The sequence below is a fragment of the Acidobacteriota bacterium genome (assembly GCA_016703965.1).
Taxonomy (GTDB): Bacteria; Acidobacteriota; Blastocatellia; order Pyrinomonadales; family Pyrinomonadaceae; genus OLB17.
Window position 1 is genome coordinate 86941 of the sequence record JADJBB010000021.1, and the last position, 21821, is coordinate 108761.

The window sequence follows — 21821 nt, forward strand, 5'->3', positions numbered from 1 at the left end:
CGGTTCAATATTTACCTTCCGACGGACGGACCAATACTTGTCCCGAAGGATACGTCGCCATGATTAGATTCCCGTATGCGTCTGATAGGCTGAGCGGAGCTAACGAGCCATTGATCACTAAGGGATAAATTCCCGGCATCGCATCAGGAGAAACGTCGAATGTAAATACCATAATAGGTCGGTTCCCTGATTCGTATGTTCTGGTCGAATCTAAAAGTACACCTAAGCGTCCCAAGCGGCTATCGTTTGTATTCAGCATCAAATTGGTCTCGGCCGGCATATCTGCTCTGAGCCCCACCGATACCAAACTGAACGCTTTAGGGTTAAAATTGAGCGTAAAACTGCCCGATGCGACATCTCCTTGGGAATCAAGTTTTATCCAGACCTTTACTTTCTTCCCAGCGATTCCCTCGGAGTCGGTTATCCGGACGATCGGCCCCAGATAAAACGGATCGAACCGCGGGCCTCCGTTCAGGCGTTCGGCAAAAGTCCCAGCCGGCACCGCCGGACCAGCGGCTGCGGTCGGCGGATCAATGCCCAGATTGTATCGCCTCACGACGGTCACGTCCGTTGAATTTATTGCTCCGTCACCATAAGTATTCGACGAGACATCGCGCGGGGCACAATCGGCCCGTTGAAATTGGTTTGGCGTGGTTACGGCAGTCGCGAGGCCGAGAACGAAGCGCCGAATAGTCAAAACATCATTCGCAAGTACGCCATCGCCGCCTGCGGCCGTTCCTACCGCATCAACTAGATCGCCCTCGAAACTCAGAGGGATTGTTCCCGCCGCCTGCAGGATCACGACCGGATCTGGACGATTGCGTATCCGGATCGTCCCTTCTCTGGCGGCTCCCGCGTTCGCCGCAACGGTAAAGAACACGGGTTGGTTCCCGACAATCTCGCCGGAGTTGATTATGATCCACGGAACGTCGCTCGTCGCTGTCCATTCGCAGCCGGGATGACTGGTGGTAACGTTGATCTGATTCGATCCTCCAGATGCAGAAATAGCCGAAAGACTCGCCGGTGTGAACGTGCAAGGCGCCTGCGAAGATATCTCTACACCGGTAAGGTTCGATTGGAGCGAGATCGGTGAGGGCGACACGAAAGTATACCCGGGCTTCGTCGCCTTGAGCTTATAGGTGTTCGGAGCAAGATTTGTAAAGCTGAACGCACCCAGCTCGTTCGTAGTCGTCCGCAGGCTAATTTCCTGAGTAGTTCCTGTAGGGGTAAATTGGAGATCGACAGTTGTTCCCGCCCCACCCGAAAGAACGCGGCCAGCCAAATTGTATGTCGCCGAATTTGTGGCCACAAGTGCTTGAGGCGGCACAGGACCGCCGGTTTCTTTAGCCTCAATCGGGTGCTCGAAAATCCGGCTCGGCAATACGAAGATCTTATTCGCCATACTCGGAACTATTTCATGCAGCGTGTCGGGCTGCGAAAGGCAATCGTAAACTGCGTATTGAAAGGGCTGGATCGTCTGTTGGCCGAGCGGGGTACAGGGGCGGGCATCGACTGGGTTCGGGCCACGCGAAGATCCGATAAATACGGAGAGAGTAGGAATCTCGCCGAGCGAAATATTGCGAATAAAGCCGCTAACATGCTGCGGGGTTTGACTTTGGGCATTGGACACGACATTTTGGTTACCGATCTGAGTCGCTAACGTAGAGTCCCCTGCTTCTCTAAAAGCCGTCGTCAAAGGGAAGTTGTTTGGATCCCAAACGATGCCCGCTGGTCCCGTAATATTGACTACGTAAACCGAATTATCCACAGGGAGACTAAATTCATAGACGCTCCGCGAAACCAAGGATGGGATTACTGTATTTGAGCCATTGGATGCCGAAATGCTGTCCGGCACAAAAGCAGACGGAAAGCCATTATAATTTTGAAGGTACAGACGGAACAAGCGTTCGTACGAACGCCATGACAATTGTATGCTGCCGCTTGCTCCGTTCTTACCATCGACCGCAATCATGTAGCGTGTTCCAGCCACTGCGCGGAAGTTCACCTTGCTCGTATTGTCATAGAAAGTCGTATCATCATTTGCGCCCACAGCGGTTATATTCGCAAATGAGCAGACACCGGATGCAGGACACGAGTAAACAGCCATAACCGTATCAAAATCGCTTCCCGACGTCGTAAAACTATAGAGCCCGCTGCTCGCAGCAGGCGTCGTCCAAGAATACCACACCGATTTCGCAGCGTTAATTGCAGCGTGGGCTGGCTCTCCGGCTTCCGCGGTCGCGGATAAATTGTAGCCGATAATGGGAGCGTCAGGCACTTCAGCTTGCTCCAGAGTCGGGAACGTTGCTGTTTTGCTACTAATGCCGGTAATGGCAAGGGCATTCGCGAAATTATCATTCGACGGCACCGCCGTTCCGAACTGATTTATCAGATGCGTTTGGCTGTTTATAGGTATCGTTCCAGTGCGGGTGTTCGCACCATTTGGCAGGACATTGAATTTCACCAGTCCGCCCCGATAGGTCAGACTATTGTATATTTGTCCTGAATTGGCTGGTGTATCTGCCGGCGGGCAACCTGGTTGCGTCACAACAAAAAATGCAAAAGCACCGCCCGCGGCAACCGCGTTTGTCCGTGGAGTGAAAGAATACGTACAGCCTGTTGCCGGCCGCAAATAGAGCGATAGCCGATAAGCCCCGATTCCGCCCGACTGAGCACGCGCCCTAATAATGTAAGCTCCTGCCGCGGGTAGAGTCAGCAAGCCGCTGCCCGGCAGCCTCGAATCAGTGACCGAACCATTTGGTGGCGTTTGATCCACCATATTATTCGAAGGATCGAATAATTGAAGCCGTGTAAAGAAGCTGTCGCTCGACATCGTAATAACGATCTGCTGTCCGGCTGTGCCATTAAATGTGTAAAGCTCGGTAAGGTCTCCGTCGATCAGGCAGGATGACGGATCGATAACTGATAGGATACTCTGCCCATACTCAATGCTACCGGTCGGACAGCCACCAATCGGAGCATCGTCGTTTGTGATTGTGCCGACCGCACCGGGCGGTTGCGCGTTATAACCTGAACCCGGCGTCACCGTGATAAACACCGTTTCGTCGGGCTCGACCGTTGAATCCGGCGTCGGATCAACGACCATCGTTCGGGTCGCCTGACCGGCCAGGAATGTGATCGTTCCAGTAGCCGTCTGCGTGAAGTCGGGTGGATTCGTTGCCGTACCAGTGGTCGTGAAGTTGACCGTCAAAGGCTGAGCCTGCAGACCAAGCGACGTAACTCTGGTAAAGGTGTAGAGCAAGTTCACCGTGCCGTCCTCATTCACCGAGTTGCCCGGACTCACCGGATTTGTCAGCGAAACAGCGACTGATACATCCTGATCGTCATTGACAATCGTGCCGGTCAGAACTGTGGGGTTCGGAACAATACTAAATCCAGGACCGGTGGCAAAGGCAACGATAACGGTCTCGTCCGCCTCAACAACCGGGTCAGCAACCGGGTTTATATTAACCGTGGCGGTCGTAAAACCAGCACCAAAATTGAGAGCACCTCCAGCCGCATTCACACCCGATATGTTGCCCGTGACGGTATAGTCAATCGAGAAAGTAGCCGTGCCGCCGAGCGTGAACGGAATCGACGCGGCCGTTGCCGTCACACCATTTCTCGTACACGTATAGGCCATCGCCAGACCGCTGTTTTCATTAACCGATGCAGGAGCAGGTCCTATACAGGTAATGTCGGTGTCGTCATTGATGATGGTTCCTGTCGCCGACGTTGGCGCGGTAACGGTGTATCCGGCGCCCGGAGTAACCGTTAGAATTATCGTTTCATCCGGCTCAACCATTTGAGCGTTTATCGGGGTTACGTTGACGATGGCGGTCAGGCTTGCGGCCGCAAAGGTAACCGTCCCATTGGCCGCCGAAAATGTCGCCGGTTGGCTCGGACTGTTTACGTTATAATCGGTGGGGTACTGAGCAGTGCCCCCAACATTAAAATTGATCGTTTGAGCACCAGCGGCCGCGCTGCTACGCGTGAAAGTGTAGGTCAGCGAGGCCCCGCTTCCTTCGATTACACTCGCGGGGGCCACCGCGACCGATACGCTGGGCGTTTGGGGGTCGTCATTGGTAATTGTCCCTGTTCCAACTCCATTCGAAATCGCGGCATTGGTCGGGGCGGTAAGATTAACTAAAAAGGTTTCGTCAGGTTCGAATATTGTGTCTCCGTTGACTAATACCGAAAATGTTTTAGTCGTTTCGACCGGCAGGAACGTCAGATTCCCGGAAGTTGATTGATAATCACCACCTGCTGTTGTCGCGGTACCATTTTGCGTAGCGGCGTTGACCGCCGCATTTACACTCGTCGCACCGGTTTTTGTGACTGTAAATAGGAACGCCGTCGTTCCGCTGTTTCCTTCGTTTGCGGTAATATTATTGATCGTAAGGGTCGGCGGCGGATCATTTTCATTCAGGATAACCTGCGTCACGCTGGGCGAACCAATGACCGCTCCGCCGGACGGGTTCGCCAAACAAAGTTGAATGGTCTCTGAACTTTCAAATATCGCATCGTCTATCAACTGGATGGGAACAAATTGCGGATTTGCATCGCCATCGCCAAAGCCCACACCGCCCGATAAAAGAGAATAATCCTGTCCAGGCGTTGCGTAAGGAGACCCGCTAAAGGGTTCACATGAATAAACCCCGGTGCTCACGGAGCCCGCATTGCCGCCCGTTCGGGTAACGTTTACGCCGAAGAAAACATTGCCGCTTTCTAATGTAAAATATGCTGGGGCACTGAACTGAAGAGATCCCGCCGAATATGGCCGACACGCAGAAAACTCGGATGTGTCAGTCGGATTACCCGCTAAGAGTCTTGTGGCAGTCGAGGTGACTGAATACCCCACCGATGGCGCCGTTACAGTTGCATTGATCGCCGCATCACCGTTCGCATTCGTTGTCACGTTTGTCGTTCCGAGATAAGTCTTTCCCTCACCATTCCCCGATGCGTCGCAAGACGGATTGGAAAAGAATTCGATCCGGAACGAGGTATTTGCCACTGAGTTGAGGGTACCCTGAATGCTGGCACTGCCACCGCCGATCGATGTAGCAGCGGTAAGAACGGGGAAGTTCTGAAGGTTGTTCGACCCCGAATCTCCGTCGCCAATGTCGTTAAGCGTAACTCCATTGTCCGCGAGGTCAATGCCGAGACCTCCATTTGAGAAGATCGAGTTTCCCAAGATACTATCGCTAACTCCCGTATCAGATGTTGAATAGACTCGGATTCCAAGCCCGCTATTAAAAGCGATCACGTTCCCAGCGTTTGCACCGCTTCCACCTATTAGGTTGTTGCTCGCCGTCGAGCTAATACCTCGGACGTTCGGTATCGCTGAGCCACCGGACACATCTGTACCGATATAGTTCCCAACTATCTGATTACCTGTCGAATCCAATTGTTGTAGAATTAATATTCCGTCGAAGAGGTTACCCGAAATAATATTCCTTGATCCGGAAGCAGTTCCCCCTACGACATTGTTTAAAGCGGTGTTAGCGATGAAGATCCCATAGTCATTTGGAATCGCTGCGGAACCCGCAGGATTCGTACCGATGTAATTACCCAAAATCTGATTATTTGAGGAGCCGCTAATACCAATACCAGCTTGATGATTACCAGAAATTACATTTCGAGAGGCCGCAGTTAATCCTCCGATTACATTATTGTTCGAATTGTTGTATCCGATAATAATTCCATAATTTACATTAGGAAGTGCGACTGTTCCGGCAGCGTTCGTGCCGATATAGTTTCCTTCGATCGTGCTGTTTGAGCAATTGAAGAGTTCAATACCGATCCCACTGAACCTATTAATGATCAATCCTTTGATCCGACTGTTGCCAGCGGTTATGATTAGACCGCTGGTGTTGGATCCCGCACTTGTACCGTCCAATTCGATGATCGGCGATCCTGCAAACCCCAGTTGCGTGGTAGCGTCAATCGTGACAGAACTGGTCACGAAGGGAAGGGATGACAACGGCGTTATCGTATGCAACCCTGCACCGGGAATATTAAAATTGATAGTGTCCAGCCCCACAGCGTTATTGGCGTCGATGATCGCCTGTCGAAGGCTCCCCGCTCCGCTGTCATTTGTGTTGATGACGGTGAACGTTGCAAAGGAGGATGATGGAAACTCTGGTTGTTCCTGGGCTCTAGTGGGGTCGCCGTGATCGAGGGCAAAGAGGGACAGGCCGACTGTAGCCAGCAGGCAAAGGTTCCTGAGGAATCGAATTTTTGAAGCCCCGATGATACCAGTAATGCGACGAACGTCACCAAATCTCATTATTTTGTGATCTCCCTGATGTTTTATTCCCCTATATAAGTACAGGGCGACGACTGTCACTATAACGGCTCAAAATACTTCCGGATTCGTTTTTTAAACACCGCTATTCGAACAGATATTCTGCACTCGCTCTCGGGCCAAAAGGCGCTGACCAAATTTATTGCCCCTATTCACGAATACCTGAGCAGCGAAGATAGCGTAGAGAGCGAAACCACACAAGGGATAAGATTTTCCGCTCTCCTACCGGAGCGTGGACACTCCTGTCCGCCCGTAAAACCGCCGATGCCGCACCTTGAGATATTTCATTTTTATGGTTTAGTTTCCAACTTAACTCATCTTATTTACTATTGGCGAAAATCGCCGTTTTGTTACTCCAGTCCAACAAACTCGATACCGCTCAAGCTCGCGGTGAACTGGATCGTCTTTGGGCTGAAGCGGAAGCGTTTGGATGTGACCGTGGCGGTGTAGATCTGGCCGAGCTGGACGTTCGTGAAGTTGTAGACGCCGAAGGAGCTGGTGGTCGTCGTTTGGCGGTTCCCGGTCGAATCGATGATCGTCACGATGGCATTTCTCAGAGCGGTGAGGTTGGGGGTCAGCACCCGGCCTGAGATCGTGCCGAAGGTCGGGTTCGTCGTTGCCTGCTGCACCAGGATCGGGTCCGTTCTCCCCTGGATCCGGACCGAACCGATCCGGCCGGCTCCCGTATTTGCCTGGGCCGTGAAGTGTACCGGGCCGTTGCCCACTATCGCTCCCGAGTTGATCGTGATCCACGGCACATCGCTCGCCGCCAGCCATTCACATGTTGGCTGATTGGTCGTCACCGTGAACTGGGCGAGGCCGCCGCCCACCGGGATCGATGTGATATTCCCCGGCGTGTAACTGCACGCGGATTCAGGAGTTATATCTACCGTTTGGTTCGATTGCAGGTTGACCGGATCCGGATCCGTAAAGACAAAGCCGGTCCGGGTCGCTTTCAGCCGGTAGGTATTGGCGACCAGGTTCAGGAAGGCAAAGGAACCATCCGCTGCCGTTGTCGCTCGCAGCGAGATCGGCTGCGTATTGCCCGTTGGGGTATATGTCAGATCGACCCGCGTTCCCGCTCCGCCAGCGAGCACACGGCCGGTGAGATCATAGGTCGGCACATTCGAGGCGATAAAGCTGCTGCCCGGTGTACCGTTGTACTGCGTCGTTATCGGCACATCGAACGAGAGCACCGAGATCGTAAAGTTCTTTCCCGCCTTGTTCGGCACGATGTCGTGCAGCGTATTGGGCTGCGACAGGCACTGGTAGGTCGCGTACGGCACCGCTGCTATCGACTGGAACCCAAGCGGCGAGCACGGGAATTCCTCTCGCGGGTTGGGCCCTCTCGACGAACCGATGATCACTGATAGGCCCGAAAGCTCAGGCTGTGTGATGTTTCTGATATAGCCGTAGATGTATCTCGGCGTCTGGTTCTGGGCGTTCGACACCGTGTTCTGCCCGCCCGTCGCTCCATCAGGACTTTCACCTCGCATCAGTTCGTCGAGGTACCGGAACGACGAATCGAGCGGGAAGTTGTTCGGGTCCCAAACGATCCCGGTCGGGCCGGTGATCGTCACCGTGTACGTTGTGTTGTCGGCCGGCAGGTTGAACTCGTACACCCCTAATGAGACGAGCGTCGGGATGACCGTATTCGTGCCGTTGCTTGCCGTGACAGTGTCAGGGACCAACGGTGACTGGTTACCGTTGTAGTTCTGCAGATAAAGCCTGAACAGCCTCTGGTACTGCCGCCACGACAACTCGATCGTGCCCGAAGCTCCGTTCTTCCCGTCGATGGCGATCAGATATGTTGTCCCCGCCGTCGCCCGGAAGTTCACCTTGCTCGTTACATCATAGAACGTCGTATCGTCATTCGATCCAACTAGGGTCATGTTGGCGAACGTACACCCGCTCGCGGACGTAGGACAGGCATAGATCGCCATCACCGTGTCGAAACTAGAGCCTGAGGTCGAGAAACTGTACAGCCCCGAACTCAAAGCAGGCGTCGTCCAGGCGTACCAGACGGACTTCGACGCCGGATTGCCCGCATGAGCGGGCTCTCCGTTCTGGGCACTCGCATTCGTATTCGAGCCGCGTTCCGGGGCGTTCGGCGGGCTGTTGATGCCGGTAATAAGGTTCGGGTTATCGACAAAGTCATTCGTCGGCGGGCACGTGCAGTATTGAAATATCGTGTGGCTCTGTCCGGCTACTGTCATCACTTCCTGCCGATCGGTCGTTCCGCCGAACGCGGGAACTGTGAACGTCACACGCCCGCCTGCGTAGCTCGCGTTCGTATAGAACGTTCCTGCAGCGGAGGGGGCAGTAGCGGGCGGACAACCGGGCTGCGTGACCACATCGAACGAGAAAGTGCCACCCGAAGACTGCACATCAGTCCGCGTCGGCGACAATGAATATGTACAAGCCTGAACAGGAGCTTCATAAAGCGAGATCGTATAATTCCCACTCCCCCCAAACGCCGCGATAGCCCGTATCGTATACGTTCCCGTCACCGGCAGCGTAAAATACCCCGAAGCGGGCAGCCGCGAATTGTTAACTCCATTCACACCACCCACCGTCGCGATAACAGCCCCCGACGGATTCACGAACTCGATCTTCGAAAAGAACTGCGATGTCTCCATCGAGATCGCGATCTGCCGATTGGCATTACCGGAAAACGTGAACGTTTCGGTCCTATCTGCCCCGATCACACATGTCGCCCCATTTATCGAACTAGCCTCGCTGGAGCCGATTGAAATATTTCTGGTTGAACAAAATCCAACCGGCGGCGTGAACCAGTCGGTAACCGTGTCGATCGCATTATTATTTGTCAGCCGAACCACGCCGGTCCCGTTGGCGTTCATCGTGTATATCTCATTCACCGCCACATCGCGACGGCTCATGAAGGCGATTTTTGATCCGTCGGGCGACCAATCGCCGAACAATTCGAGCACTGAATTGTTTGTAAGGTTCGTTAAACCTGTGCCGTTCGCGGCGACCGAGTAGATTTCAAGATCGGTACCATTTACCGCCACGCCATCACGAAACGCTAGAGCCACGACAGCACCAATTGGAGACATTGCTGTCCTGCCCGCGGTCGCAAAACTTGGCGGCGGTGCGGAATTCGTTAACGCCTGACGGCCAGTGCCGTCGGCATTCATGACGAAAGCGTTGTAGTCGTCTGGCGTCGTCTGGCCGCCGAAAACTAGCTTACTGCCATCAGGCGTGAATACGGCGTTGTCGTCGTCGTTCGGATTGCTCGCGGTGAGGTTGATCTGGTTCGAACCATCGGCGAACATTGTGTAGACGTCGCAAACGAACGACGCATTGCATCTTGAAAACACGATCCGCGTACCATCCGGAGACCAGGCCGGTGATTTGTCGAGAGCGGGCGGATTTGTTAGCTGAGCTTTGTTCGACCCGTCAGCGTTCATCACCCAGATTCGCTCCGTGATGTTCGTCGGGCCGCGAGCAAAAAGCACCTTCTGCCCGTCGGGCGACCAAATAGAAGAAGTATTCCGCTCAGTCGCCTCAGATATCATCGTCTGCCCGGTGCCGTCGGCGTTCATCGTCCAGATCTGAATATTATTTGTACTGACCGTTTTCCCGTAGAGTATTTTCTGACCATTAGGTGACCAATACCCACCAGCCTCATTTTCCGGTGTGTTCGTCAGACGCGTCTGGTTCGTTCCGTCGGCATCCATCTTGTAAACCTCGGTGTTGCCGTCGCGATTAGATGTAAATAAGATCTGCGGATTTCCAGCCGCCCCGGATGGGGCCGTCTGAGCCTCGAATGCTCCAATGTCGGAGCCGTCGCCTCCAGCGGCATTCGGTATCCCTGTCAGATCTATCGGTCGACCAAAGCCCGGCCCGCGCTGGTCGGTCGTGGAACCGAAACTGCTCCCCTTATCTATCGCCGGACTTCCGAAGAGCAACGTGTAAACACCTGTAGAATTACCCCCAGACGAGGACGGGCCAAGTAGCGGGTCGGCATTGACGATATCCCCCTTACCAATAAGCAGTCCGCTGCCCGCGTCGCCTGTCAGGTTGTAGCCCAGCGATTGAAAAGTTGCGGCGGTCCCTGTTCTCGAAAGGTTAGGCAAAGAGCTATTTGCAATGATCGTGTTCCGGATCGACGTAACGGCCGGCGCGCCGAAATCCTCGGTATGAATTCCGCCAGTGAGCGGGCTCACGTTCGCCGCTACCGTAGCATTTGTCAATGAAAGCTCAGCGGCAGCCGTACCGCTAAATCCAATGTTTGCGATCCCGCCGCCGGCCTCCAGATTTGCCGTATTCCCATACACCGTGGTGTTAACGATCGTTGTTCGGCCGGCCCCGGGGCTTGCCGCAAAATTGAAGATCCCGCCGCCCTGGCCAGCTGTATTGTTTGAAACGGATGAGCGGTTGATCGTCAGTATTCCGCGGTTATGGATCCCGCCCCCATTGCCGGTCGCAATATTGTTTGAAACAACACAGTCGTTCAGCGTCAGATCAACAAACGTGTTGATGCCCGCCCCGTCGCCCGTGCCCCTACCTCCGGTTATCGTCAGCCCATTCACGACGACGGTGATGCCAAGGGTGCCGGTCATGACAAAGACCCGGCGTTCGAGGTTACCCGACACGGAGAGAACATTCGCGCCGGGACCATTAATGGTTACATTTTTGGTGAAAGCGATCGGGGCCGTCGTCAATGCGATCGTACCCGTCACGCCACCGCCAAATACGATCGTATCGCCGGGCGCCGCATCGGCCACCGCCTGCCGCAAACTGCCGACGCCGCTGTCATTCGTGTTTGTCACCGTAAGTGTCGATTGGCCGCCTGCCTGGGACTCGAAAGCCCCGATGTCGGCACCATCGCCACCCACGGCATTTGGCTGGGGAAGATCGATTGGCCGCGGTGATCCTCGTTGATCGGTGGTCGAACCAAAACTGCTGCCCTGGTCGATCGCGGAACTGGCCCCAAGCAACGCATGCGTCTGAGTCGCACCTCCATTCGCTCCGAGGGGCGCGAGCTGGGGATTATTTACACCGACAATGTTGCTGTTTACGCCATTAGTCAGCCCGCCGCCGGTCCCGATCAGGTTAAATGAACTCGATGGGCTGACAGTTCCCTCGATATCAAATGGCACACCGCCGGACGTGTTGCCGGAGACGATCGAATTTCTGATTGTCACGACATTCGTTCCGGTTGCTTCCAGCCAGATCGCCCCCCTTTGGCCGGCATTTGCCGTTGTGTTATTCGTTATCGTGCAATTCGTCAGATTTAAGACTGAAACCCCTCCAGCCGGATTGTTTCGAATACCCGAGGTCCGGTTGTTGCTGGTGTTGCCGCTAATAGTCGTATTGATCAATGTCGAGGTCGACCCCTCATTCCTGATGACGTCACCGTTATTTCCCGAATTGCCCGTGAATGTTGAATCCGTGATCGTCGTTGTGGAAGAACTCAAATAGAGGGCAGATATTTGTAGCGCGGTATTATTTGATATTGTCGAGCGATTGATGTTTAAGGTCGCAGCACTGGTAACCATCACCCCCGCATCCCCGGTACCGACGTTGTTCGTAATGACCAGATCATTGAAGGTAAGTGTCGTACCTAATGCTTGCATCGCCGCGCCGCCGGCGGAACGTCCATTGCGAATTGTCAGACCTTCCACAGTTACGGCCGCCCCGCCAAAATTGAAAATGCGGCTCGAATTGTTACCCGATATAGCCAGAGCAGCTGCACCGGGGCCGTCTATGGTCAGGTTCTTGTTGATCAGGATCTCACCGCTCGAAAGCGTAATGGCTCCGGTAACCCCGCCGCCAAAAACGATCGTATCGCCGGGTAGCGCGTCAATCACCGTCTGCCGCAGACTTCCTGCTCCGCTGTCGTTAGTATTCGTAACCGTCAGCGTCGCAAATGGCCGATTCGTGTCAACGCCCGGCTGAGCCCCGGCACGTACTCCGAAATAAACCGAAAGGGCGGCGAAGCACCCGGTGAAGAAAATCAACAGAAATAATGGGAATCCACGTTGATGTCGCGATTTACTAAACAACATTCTCTCTCCGGCTTTGCATGAAAACTGATCCTGCAAATGAGATCTCCAGTTTATTTGCCCGAGTACCAGGCATATCTCCGTCACTCGACCAATTGCCGCACACGCAGCTTGGCGGCGAAAATTCATATTTAAGCGAAAACTTCTGCCGTCCGTGCGGAGCCGTGTTTACCGCTTTGCCGAATCCCTGGGACTCTAGGATTCTTACGGGGATGCCGTAGGTGGTACGGTTTAGGAAATTGAAGAAGTCGGTTCGCACTCGGAGTTTGTGTGAACAGATCGTGAATTTCTTGATCAGGAACGCTTGTTTTCTCATTTTTCTTCTTGCCAAGCTTCTACTCGGCGAACTACATTCCTTCGATCGATTTACTCAAGACCCACAAAGTCAACGCCGTTCAGGTTTGTCGTGAACGGAAGGGTTCTGGCGGTGAAGCGGTATCGTTTGGACGTGACCGTTGCCGTGTAGATCTGGCCGAGTTGGACATTTGTGAAGTTATAGACCCCGAACGAGCTTGTCGCGGCTGTCTGTCTTTGGCCCGCTGAGTCGATGATCGTCACCACGGCGTTTCTCAGCGCGATCCCCGACGGGGTTAAGACCCGGCCTGCGATCGTACCGAAGGTCGGGTTCGTCGTTGCCTGCTGCACCAGGATCGGGTCCGTTCTCCCCTGGATCCTGACCGACCCGATCCGGCCGGCTCCAGTATTTGCCTGGGCCGTGAAGTGTACCGGGCCGTTGCCCACTATCGCTCCTGAATTGATCGTGATCCACGGAACATCGCTCGCCGCCAGCCATTCACATGTTGGCTGATTGGTTGTAACACTAAACTGGGCGAGGCCGCCGCCCACCGGGATCGATGTGATATTTGCCGGCGTGTAACTGCACGCGGCTTCAGGAGTTATATCTACCGCTTGGTTCGACTGCAGGTTAACCGGATCCGGATCCGTAAAGACAAAGCCAGTTCGGGTCGCCTTCAGCCGGTAGGTGTTCGCAACCAGATTCGGAAAGGCAAACGAGCCGTCCCCCGTCGTGGTCGCTCGCAGTGAGATCGGCTGCGTATTACCCGTTGGGGTATATGTCAGATCGACCCGCGTTCCCGCTCCTCCTGCAAGTACCCGGCCGGTAAGGTCATAGGTCGGTACATTCGAGGCGATAAAACTGCTGCCCGGTGTGCCGTTGTACTGCGTCGTTATCGGCACATCGAACGAGAGCACCGAGATCGTGAAGTTCTTTCCCGCCTTGTTTGGTACGATGTCGTGCAGCGTATTCGGCTGTGACAGGCATTGGTAGGTCGCATACGGTACCGCTGCGATCGATTGGAACCCAAGCGGCGAGCACGGGAATTCCTCACGCGGGTTGGGCCCTCTCGACGAACCGATGATCACTGAGAGGCCGTTCAGTTCGGGCTGTGTGATGTTTCTGATATAGCCGTAGATGTATCTCGGCGTCTGGTTCTGGGCGTTCGACACCGTGTTCTGCCCGCCCGTCGCCCCGTCAGGGCTGTCACCTCGCATCAGTTCATCGAGATAGCGGAACGACGTATCCAGCGGAAAGTTGTTCGGGTCCCAGACAATACCCGTCGGGCCTGTGATAGTCACCGTGTACGTTGTGTTATCGGCCGGCAGATTGAACTCATACACACCTAATGAGACGAGCGTCGGAATGACTGTATTCGAGCCGTTGCTTGCCGTGACAGTGTCAGGGACCAGCGGTGACTGGTTACCGTTATAGTTTTGCAGGTATAGACGAAACAGCCTCGAGTACCGCCGCCACGACAACTCGATCGTTCCCGAAGCTCCATTCTTGCCGTCGACCGCGATCATGTAGGTCCGTCCCGCATCGGCACGGAAATTCACCTTACTTGTCACATCATAAAAGGTCGTATCATCATTAGTCCCAACCGGAGTAATATTCCCGAACGTGCAGCCGCTCAGCGGCCCCGGGCACGCATAGATCGCCATCACCGTGTCAAAGCTCGACCCCGACGTCGAAAAGCTGTACAGCCCCGAACTCAAAGCCGGCGTCGTCCACGCGAACCACACCGACTTCGTGGCTGGATTGCCCGCATGGGCCGGCTCTGCATTCTCGGCGGTTGCGAGGGTATTGCTCGTTATGTCGATCGCATTAGGCGGACTATCTGTACCCGAGATGGGATAAGCATTAGCGAAGTTATCGTTACCCGGAGCTCCTTGTCCGCATTGATTTATCTGAAACGTCGAGCCGCCCACGCTTATGTTCTCAAATCGGAACCCACCTGGATTCGGTGTAACAGTGAGGCTCACGCGGCCGCCGCCGTAAGTTAGTCCCGTATACGCCGCCCCGGTCGCAGGCGGAGCCGTCGCCGGCGGACATCCGGGCTGGGTTATCACATCAAAACTATACAGACCGCCCAAGACGGAAAAATCCGCCGCAGCGGGCGATGCTGAATATGTACAAGACTGTACCGGGGCCTCATACAGCGAGATCGTATAATTCCCACTCCCCCCAAACGCCGCGATAGCCCGGATCGTATACGTCCCCGCCACCGGCAAGGGGAAATACCCCGTCGCCGGCAACCGAGCATTATTCACCCCATTTACTCCTCCCGCCGTTTGTATGACCGTTCCTGACGGATTCAAAAGCTCGATCTTCGAAAAGAACTGCGATGTCTCCATCGAGATCGCAACCTGCTGGCCGGCGGTTCCCGTGAAGGCAAAGAGGTCAGTTCGATCCGTGCTGATTAAGCAGGTACCTGCATCCATCAACCCAGGGTATGTTTGGCCGACCCCAATAAATGCGGTTGGACATGCTCCTGCTGGCGCCAATGCCCAATCAGATGCACCTTCAGTAGAGGAATTTACCGTCAATCGAACGGGAGAAGTGCCGTTTGAGTTCATTACGTATGTCTCCGAAATAGTGTCTCGTAAACTCGAAAAGAAGATTCTGGTGCCGTCCGGCGACCACTGTGGTGAACTATCAGACACGGCATTGTTGGTTATATTTGTTTGGCTCCCCCCGGTCGAAGTCATGGTAAAGATCTCGGCGGAAGTCGAGGCCGCGGTGGATGATCGTGAGACCGCAACCTGAGTACCGTTCGGCGAGAAGGTTGGGGATGCATAGCTGACCGGAGAAGCCGTGGACGTTAGTTGCTGAACGTTGGAGCCATCGACGTTCGCGGTAAAGATGTTTGGATTAGTAAAGGTAGCACTCTGCCTGATAAAAATGATCTTCGTTCCATCTCGCGAGAAGGCTGGCGAGTATTCGTCTCCGGTTGTATTCACACCAGTCAACGGAGTCTGCCCGGTACCGTCGGGATTCATGGTGTATATATCGCAAACTCCGCTGGGATCACAACGGGAAAACATTATCTTTGCGCCGTCAGGTCTCCACGAGGATTCTTGGTCGGTGCTATTCGAATTAGAAATATTGACCTGCCCGGTTCCGTCGGCATTCATGACCCATATTTGAGTTGGCACAGAGGCATTTTCACGTCTGTTGAATGTTATTTTCAGTCTGTTGGACGACCATTTGGGAGACACTTCCGACAGTTCGTTATCTGTCAGCCGCTGTTGATTGCCGCCGTCGGCGTTCATTGTGTAAATTTCATTGAATCCGTCACGTCCGCTGACAAACAGTAACGACTGTTCGCCGCCGCCTACATTAGGCAGACGATCCAAGGATCGAACCTGGGAAGTCGACAGCGGGCCGTCGTAGAGCCTTATTCTTGCGACATTTCCGGCAGAGGCATCAGGAATTATTGGCACGGCATCGTCCTGAAAAAAACTCAACACGTTTGCCGGACTGATAACAAAATCGGTATCGACCTGATCGATTCTCAAGGCACCGTCTCGGTATGCTTGTATACGGCCGCTTTCGTCCCGGACTAGCACTGCCTGGATGTATGTACTCGGCAAAAAAGCAGTCGTCGTCGTGGGCTCCGTTTGAAAACGTCCATTCTCAATGTAGGCTCCATCGTCACTGGTTCGGTTATCAAAACTAATAACCCGACGAAGATTGTTCACCTGGTCAAAACGGAAAAGTATGACAATCGTATAGGCGCCATTCGGAACCAGTCCACCCGCAGTACTAACAGAAAGACCACTATTGAACGGGTAGCGAAGCGACTGCCGGGTATAACCGTCAACCGTATCAGCAACGAACGAATTTGCACCTCCACTGCCAGTTAAATTCGTCATTGGCGGTGCTCCAGCAACTGTACTATTCAGGTTACCCTGGAACTGATAATCGGCCTTTAGGTTCACCGTTTGGCGCGAAAGGCAGGGAGAAAATTCGGAAGTATCTAAGGGATTATTGCTACCGTCGAAGCTGGTTGCGAGGGACGTAACGTAACCGGTGGTTGGGACGGATGTAAATATCGAGTTAATAACTGCGTTACCGTTCGCATTTGTCGAAACATTAGCTGAACCGACAAATGTTCGTCCTTCGCCGAATCCAGATGAGTCGCACGAAGGATTGCTAAAGAATTGAATTTGAAAATTGGTGTTCGGTGTTGAGTTCAATAAACCCTGGATCAACGTATTACCAGCGGATTCACTAACCGAAGTGAGTATTGGATAGTTTTGTTGGTTGTTGGCACCGGTGTCGGTATCGTTAAGTTCGTTGCGGGTGACTCCTGTACTCTGGAGATCGATACCGAGGGCGCCTTTGTTAAAAATAGAGTTGTTGAGGATACTGTTCGAAAGTGTAGGTCCGTTCGGAAATGGAGAAGTGAAAACGCCTATTCCTGGTCCGTCATTATTTGCGATCACATTTCCCTCACCGTTACCCGTCCCGCCTATAAAATTGCCGCTCGCAAGGCGGAAAATCCCGATTCCCCATCCGACTTGACTACCGGCGGTATTGCCAAGTGAAGTGATGCCGTCGGCCGCAACTCCAATGAAATTACCCTGCACTCGGTTTCCAGTTGCCGGGGACTCACCACATTTGTTATTGATTGGATAGCAATTCCAGCGATCACGTTACCGGAAACAACATTTCGATCTGCAGCGGTCACGCCGCCTATTAAGTTGTTACTAGCCGGAGCAACGATCTGGATGCCGCCAAAATTATTCGCTAAAGGTACCATTCCCGTAGCATTCGTCCCGATATAATTTCCCGCGATCGTATTATTGCTTCCATTGATCAGAATGCCGGCCGACTGGAATCGATTTATTACAAAACCCTTAACCGTTGCACCATTAGCGTCAACGACTAAACCGTTCGAATTTCCCGCGCTGGCTCCGTTAATTTCGATGAGTGGTACCCCGGTGAAGCCTGGCTGTGTGGTGCCGTCAATGATGGATGTTTCGGTAACTGAAGGCAAGCTACTCAAAGGTGTAATGGTACGGATTCCGGAGCCCGCTATGTTAAAAGCGATCGTGTCCGATCCCGCAGCGTTATTGCTGTCGATAATCGCCTGCCGAAAACTCCCTGCGCCGCTGTCATTAGTATTAGTTACGGTGAAAACCGCTCCCGGCGAGCTAATTTTCTCCTGGACCTGGGCCTTTGTACCGCCTAAGTAATAAGGGCCAGTAAGGGGGACGAAAGCCAACATAACAAAGCAAAGGCCGCGAATAGTCTGGTAAGGCTTGAGCATTTCAGATGATCTCCTTTCAAAACCCCCTTTCTAACTTTCCATCGGCCAACCCAAATGCTATTGACCGCGTGTCACGCCATATATCAGCACAGCTAAAACTCAAATTTAACCGAAAACTGCACCCGGCTTCCCGGCGTGACCGTGTTGACCGCCCGGCCAAAGCCTGGTGCCTCGAGCAGGCGGATGGGGATGCCGTAGTTGGCTCGGTCGATGATGTTGAAGATGTCGGTTCGGAAGGTGAGCCGGGTTGTGTCGAATTTGAATTGTTTGATGACTGAGACGTCGAGTTCGAGGACGTTGCCTGCTCGGAATGTGTTGCGGCCGATCTGGCCGTTTTGGCCGAATGGGGCGAGCAGCGAAGCCGTATTGGCTGTAGTAAGCCGCAACGGTTGGCTGCGGTCTCCGGTTATGGCGATTCCCTGCAGCGTGTTTAGCCGGTCAGTTACGTTGCCGTCGAGGTTTACGTCGATGACGCTATTAACTGTAAAGGGTTGGCCCGAGTGAAATCTTCCCGTGGTGGCGATCTGCAGATCCCTGGTTAGATGGCGGATGAAGCGATTTCCATCGACTGCGGGAAAACTGTAAACGAGGTCATATGCAATCCGGTGCCGTACATCAAAATTTGCCGGCCCGCTCTCCGCTTTCAGATCAAAACTGTTTTGCGGCAGAACGTACGCTCCCGCAAGATCGAAAACATCCGAAACTTCATCCGTTGCCTTTGAGAACGTGTACGAAAGCTGGAAATTCAGCCGGTTCAGAAAGCGTGCCTGTAGTTGGCTTTGCAGAGAGTGATAATTTGACGGCGCGGTAGTTTCGAACTGGTTGACTGCTCCGAGCGATTCATATCCACCAGCGTTTACTCGATCAAGCGGTCTAGAGGGAATAAAAAGAGACCCGCGAGCGATCGGCACAGCCGCGAAAGGGCTGGATTCCAGACTCGTAGGTGAGACCGTCAGGCTTGAACCAAGGTTCGGCGTCGTAAATCGAAGCAGGTTTCGGCCTGCGGTTCCAACATAGCCTACTGAAAATGTGTAGTTTTTACTCAATTGCTGCTCAATGATGAACGCATAATGATGTGCCATCGGCATCTCCATCTTTTCGCTGGGCAGCGTCACGTTTATCGAATTTGCAAAGAAATTTCCGGAGAGTAAGAGAACATCGGCAAACGACGTGCCGGCGGCATTAAAGCCCGCGATATTGTAGGCATTCACCGTCCCTGGACGCCGCAGCGGAACCCCATTGATCGTTGACATGGCGGGGTTATCGATCGACAAACCAAACCCGCTGAAGATCGACGCCGCGTAATTGAAGGTCAGATAGGTCGGAAAGACATTTCGCGACTGATTGGCGACAGCACCGAGGATCTGGTCATAAAAGAGCCCGTAGCCTGCCCGAAAAACGCTGATACGCTTGTCGCCAAGTAGATTTGCCGAATAAGCGACACCTACACGCGGGCCAAAATTGTTGCGGTCCGGTGCATATAGAGTCGAGCGGTTGTTTATCAGATCTCTCAGAACCGGCACGAGCGTAAGGCGCGGGTCAGAGAACGTTTTCTCGATCAACCCGTCAACCTCATGAACGGGTGTGTTGTATTCGTAGCGAAGGCCGAATGAAAGCGACAACGCTGAATTCACACGCCACGTGTCCTGGGCATAGAAATTCAGCTGATCGTACTGTAGTTTCACCCGCGAATCCGGTCGATCGACGTTGAGCGTGAGAATGGAATTGCTCGCTGCTCCGAACCCAACCAGATCCTCAGGACGAATGATCGAACGCGGATCGCTCTGAGGCAGGAAACAGAAATCACCGATTCCTCCATTCGAGCACGTCCCATTTCCGCGATCAATCTCGGAGCCCCGTTGAAGGTCAGCAATGTACGGGCCAGCCGCGGTAGATCGCTGTTTAGATCGGTGCGGCGGATGTCGGCTCCAAATACGAATGCATGGCGGCCGATCCTCCACGACAGCTCGTCCGCGATCTGATAGGTTCGGTTGATTCGATCCTGCGGGAAATTATATACATCAACACCCAGCGGGCTGAAGCCGGCAATAACGACCTGGCCAAGCGGGCCGATGACGTTTTCAACGGATTCCGGCACGACCCCAAAACCGGGCTGGATGCGTGTGTAGCGTGCCTGACCGTTGTACTGAGGCAGCGTCACGTTGAATATCGCCCGCGTGTTCAGCATGAACGGTGTGTTCGGCAGATCATCGCTTGGCGTCAGAAAATCGGTATTACGAACCTCGTCAAATTTCAGATGGGTCTGCCCGACCGAAAAGCGAACCTGATTGAACAACCGGCTGGATGAAGAAGCCTCACTTAGATCGCTGTTGAGGAAAAGCGAAAGATTGTGTGTCTGGATCTTTGACCGGACGGTGGAGAAGATCGCTTCGTTGACGGCTGGGATCGTCTTGTCGTCATCGGTGAAATTATAACGGCCGGTAATCGACTGGGCCCGGTCACCGATCTTGAAATTATCGTCCAGCCGGCCCGAGAGAATAACCCCGCGGCCATCTGCCCGCAGGGTTTGCGTGAATGTGTTCGCACCATAGATACCAGTTGGATCATTTACGAAAGGAAAAAGGCTGAAAACAGCATTGCTGTTCGGCCCTGTTGGAAAGAGAGGCGTCTGAAACTGAGTGCCGGTAAAAAAATTGGACGCAATACCGGTCGCTCCGGATCTAAACGGCCCGCGTTGCTCAACCGTCGGCACAGCGAAGTTTTTCTCGCGTTGGGCATTGATCCGCTGATATTCTCCAGAGAAAAAGTAGAAGAGTCTGTTCGGCAGCATCGCTCCGCCAACGGTTCCCCCACCTTCTGCAAATGTGAAAGGATCTTCCCCGCCGCTCTGATTTCGAACGGTTATTGGTTGCCCGTCTAGCAGTACCGATTGCGAAGCCGCCGTTCGAAGCGGCGAGGTGGCATCGCCATTCGTGCTGTCAAACTGGTTTCGAGCGTTAAGGCGGCTGGAATTGAAGTGGCCGTAGAGTGATCCGTTAAACTTATTGCCGCCGGCTTTTGAAACGGCATTCACCTGGGCTCCGATATTGCGGCCGAATTGAGCAGGAGCAAGCAGCGTTATTATGCTGAATTCTTCAATAGATTCTATCGGCTGCGGGATGAATGAGATAAATCCTTGCCGCCTAACGCCGATGTCCTCGTCGTTATTGTCGGAACCGTCAACGGTGAAGTTGTTACCACGGGAGCGAAGCCCATTAACCGAGAACTGGCCTGCCGAACCGACCCCAGGGCCTACTCCGGGACCCGCCACATCGCCGATCGTTTGAGGCGGCGGGGCAACGCCGGGGACGAGAAGAGCGATCTCATCAAAACTCCGCGTAATTCCATTCCCACCGATAGGGATCTGAGCTATCTCCTCTTTTTTCGTGGAAGACGAACGGCGAGCGTCGATCGTGTTGATCACCACCCGTATATTATCGGGCTCTTCGGGAACGACGGGCGAAGCCGAAGGTGTAGTTTCCGGCTCCATCGAAACGGGTACAGGCACGATGTCTCCAGTTGCGGTGATCCGTATCACGCGACGGAGTAGCCTTTCCCTGAAGCCCGGTACGGCGATCCTTATCTGATAGGAACCGGGAGCAAGTAATCCCTGAAAGAAAACGCCCTTAGAATCGGTCGTTAGGTTATATGTGGCGCCCGTTTGGTCGCTCCTGATAGTCACGACAGCACCGGCGATCGGGTTACCGGTCCGATTATCGCTTACGTCACCCTGAAAACCACCTGTCACGGTATCCTGGGCACCTATGCTGACAACCGTCAGGAGTATGAGCAGTAGAATCCCGGCCAGGAAATTCTGTGCTTTGAAGACTAACAAAGACGAATCGGAAAAATTACCGGAAACTCTTATCATGCTCTTCTCTCCTATTTGTAAAACGAACAGCGGCCAGC

7 protein-coding genes are annotated in these 21821 nt (G+C 53.7%); all 7 read right to left on the reverse strand.

Features of this window, described 5'->3' with window-relative positions; all coding sequences use genetic code 11:
• Nucleotides 1-4: 4 nt before the first annotated feature.
• The gene (locus tag IPG22_07795) at nucleotides 5-6289 is read right to left on the reverse strand and encodes a right-handed parallel beta-helix repeat-containing protein (GenBank protein ID MBK6588181.1); all 6285 of its coding nucleotides are present in this window, start codon (nucleotides 6287-6289) and stop codon (nucleotides 5-7) included.
• A gap of 368 nt (nucleotides 6290-6657) precedes the next feature.
• On the reverse strand, nucleotides 6658-12342 hold the full coding sequence (locus tag IPG22_07800; GenBank protein MBK6588182.1) for a PD40 domain-containing protein: 5685 nt from the start codon (nucleotides 12340-12342) through the stop codon (nucleotides 6658-6660).
• Nucleotides 12332-12655, reverse strand: a complete 324-nt coding sequence (locus IPG22_07805) for a hypothetical protein (protein ID MBK6588183.1) — start codon at nucleotides 12653-12655, stop codon at nucleotides 12332-12334. The genes IPG22_07800 and IPG22_07805 overlap by 11 nt, the downstream gene beginning before the upstream one ends.
• Nucleotides 12656-12705: 50 nt before the next feature.
• On the reverse strand, nucleotides 12706-17229 hold the full coding sequence (locus IPG22_07810; protein ID MBK6588184.1) for a PD40 domain-containing protein: 4524 nt from the start codon (nucleotides 17227-17229) through the stop codon (nucleotides 12706-12708).
• Nucleotides 17112-17912 (reverse strand): hypothetical protein, encoded by an 801-nt coding sequence (locus IPG22_07815; protein ID MBK6588185.1) that lies wholly within the window; start codon nucleotides 17910-17912, stop codon nucleotides 17112-17114. The genes IPG22_07810 and IPG22_07815 overlap by 118 nt, the downstream gene beginning before the upstream one ends.
• A 92-nt stretch (nucleotides 17913-18004) precedes the next feature.
• Nucleotides 18005-19597 (reverse strand): TonB-dependent receptor, encoded by a 1593-nt coding sequence (locus tag IPG22_07820; protein ID MBK6588186.1) that lies wholly within the window; start codon nucleotides 19595-19597, stop codon nucleotides 18005-18007.
• Nucleotides 19594-21783, reverse strand: a complete 2190-nt coding sequence (locus IPG22_07825; GenBank protein ID MBK6588187.1) for a carboxypeptidase regulatory-like domain-containing protein — start codon at nucleotides 21781-21783, stop codon at nucleotides 19594-19596. Before IPG22_07825 ends, IPG22_07820 begins: the two co-directional genes overlap by 4 nt.
• Nucleotides 21784-21821 lie beyond the last annotated feature (38 nt).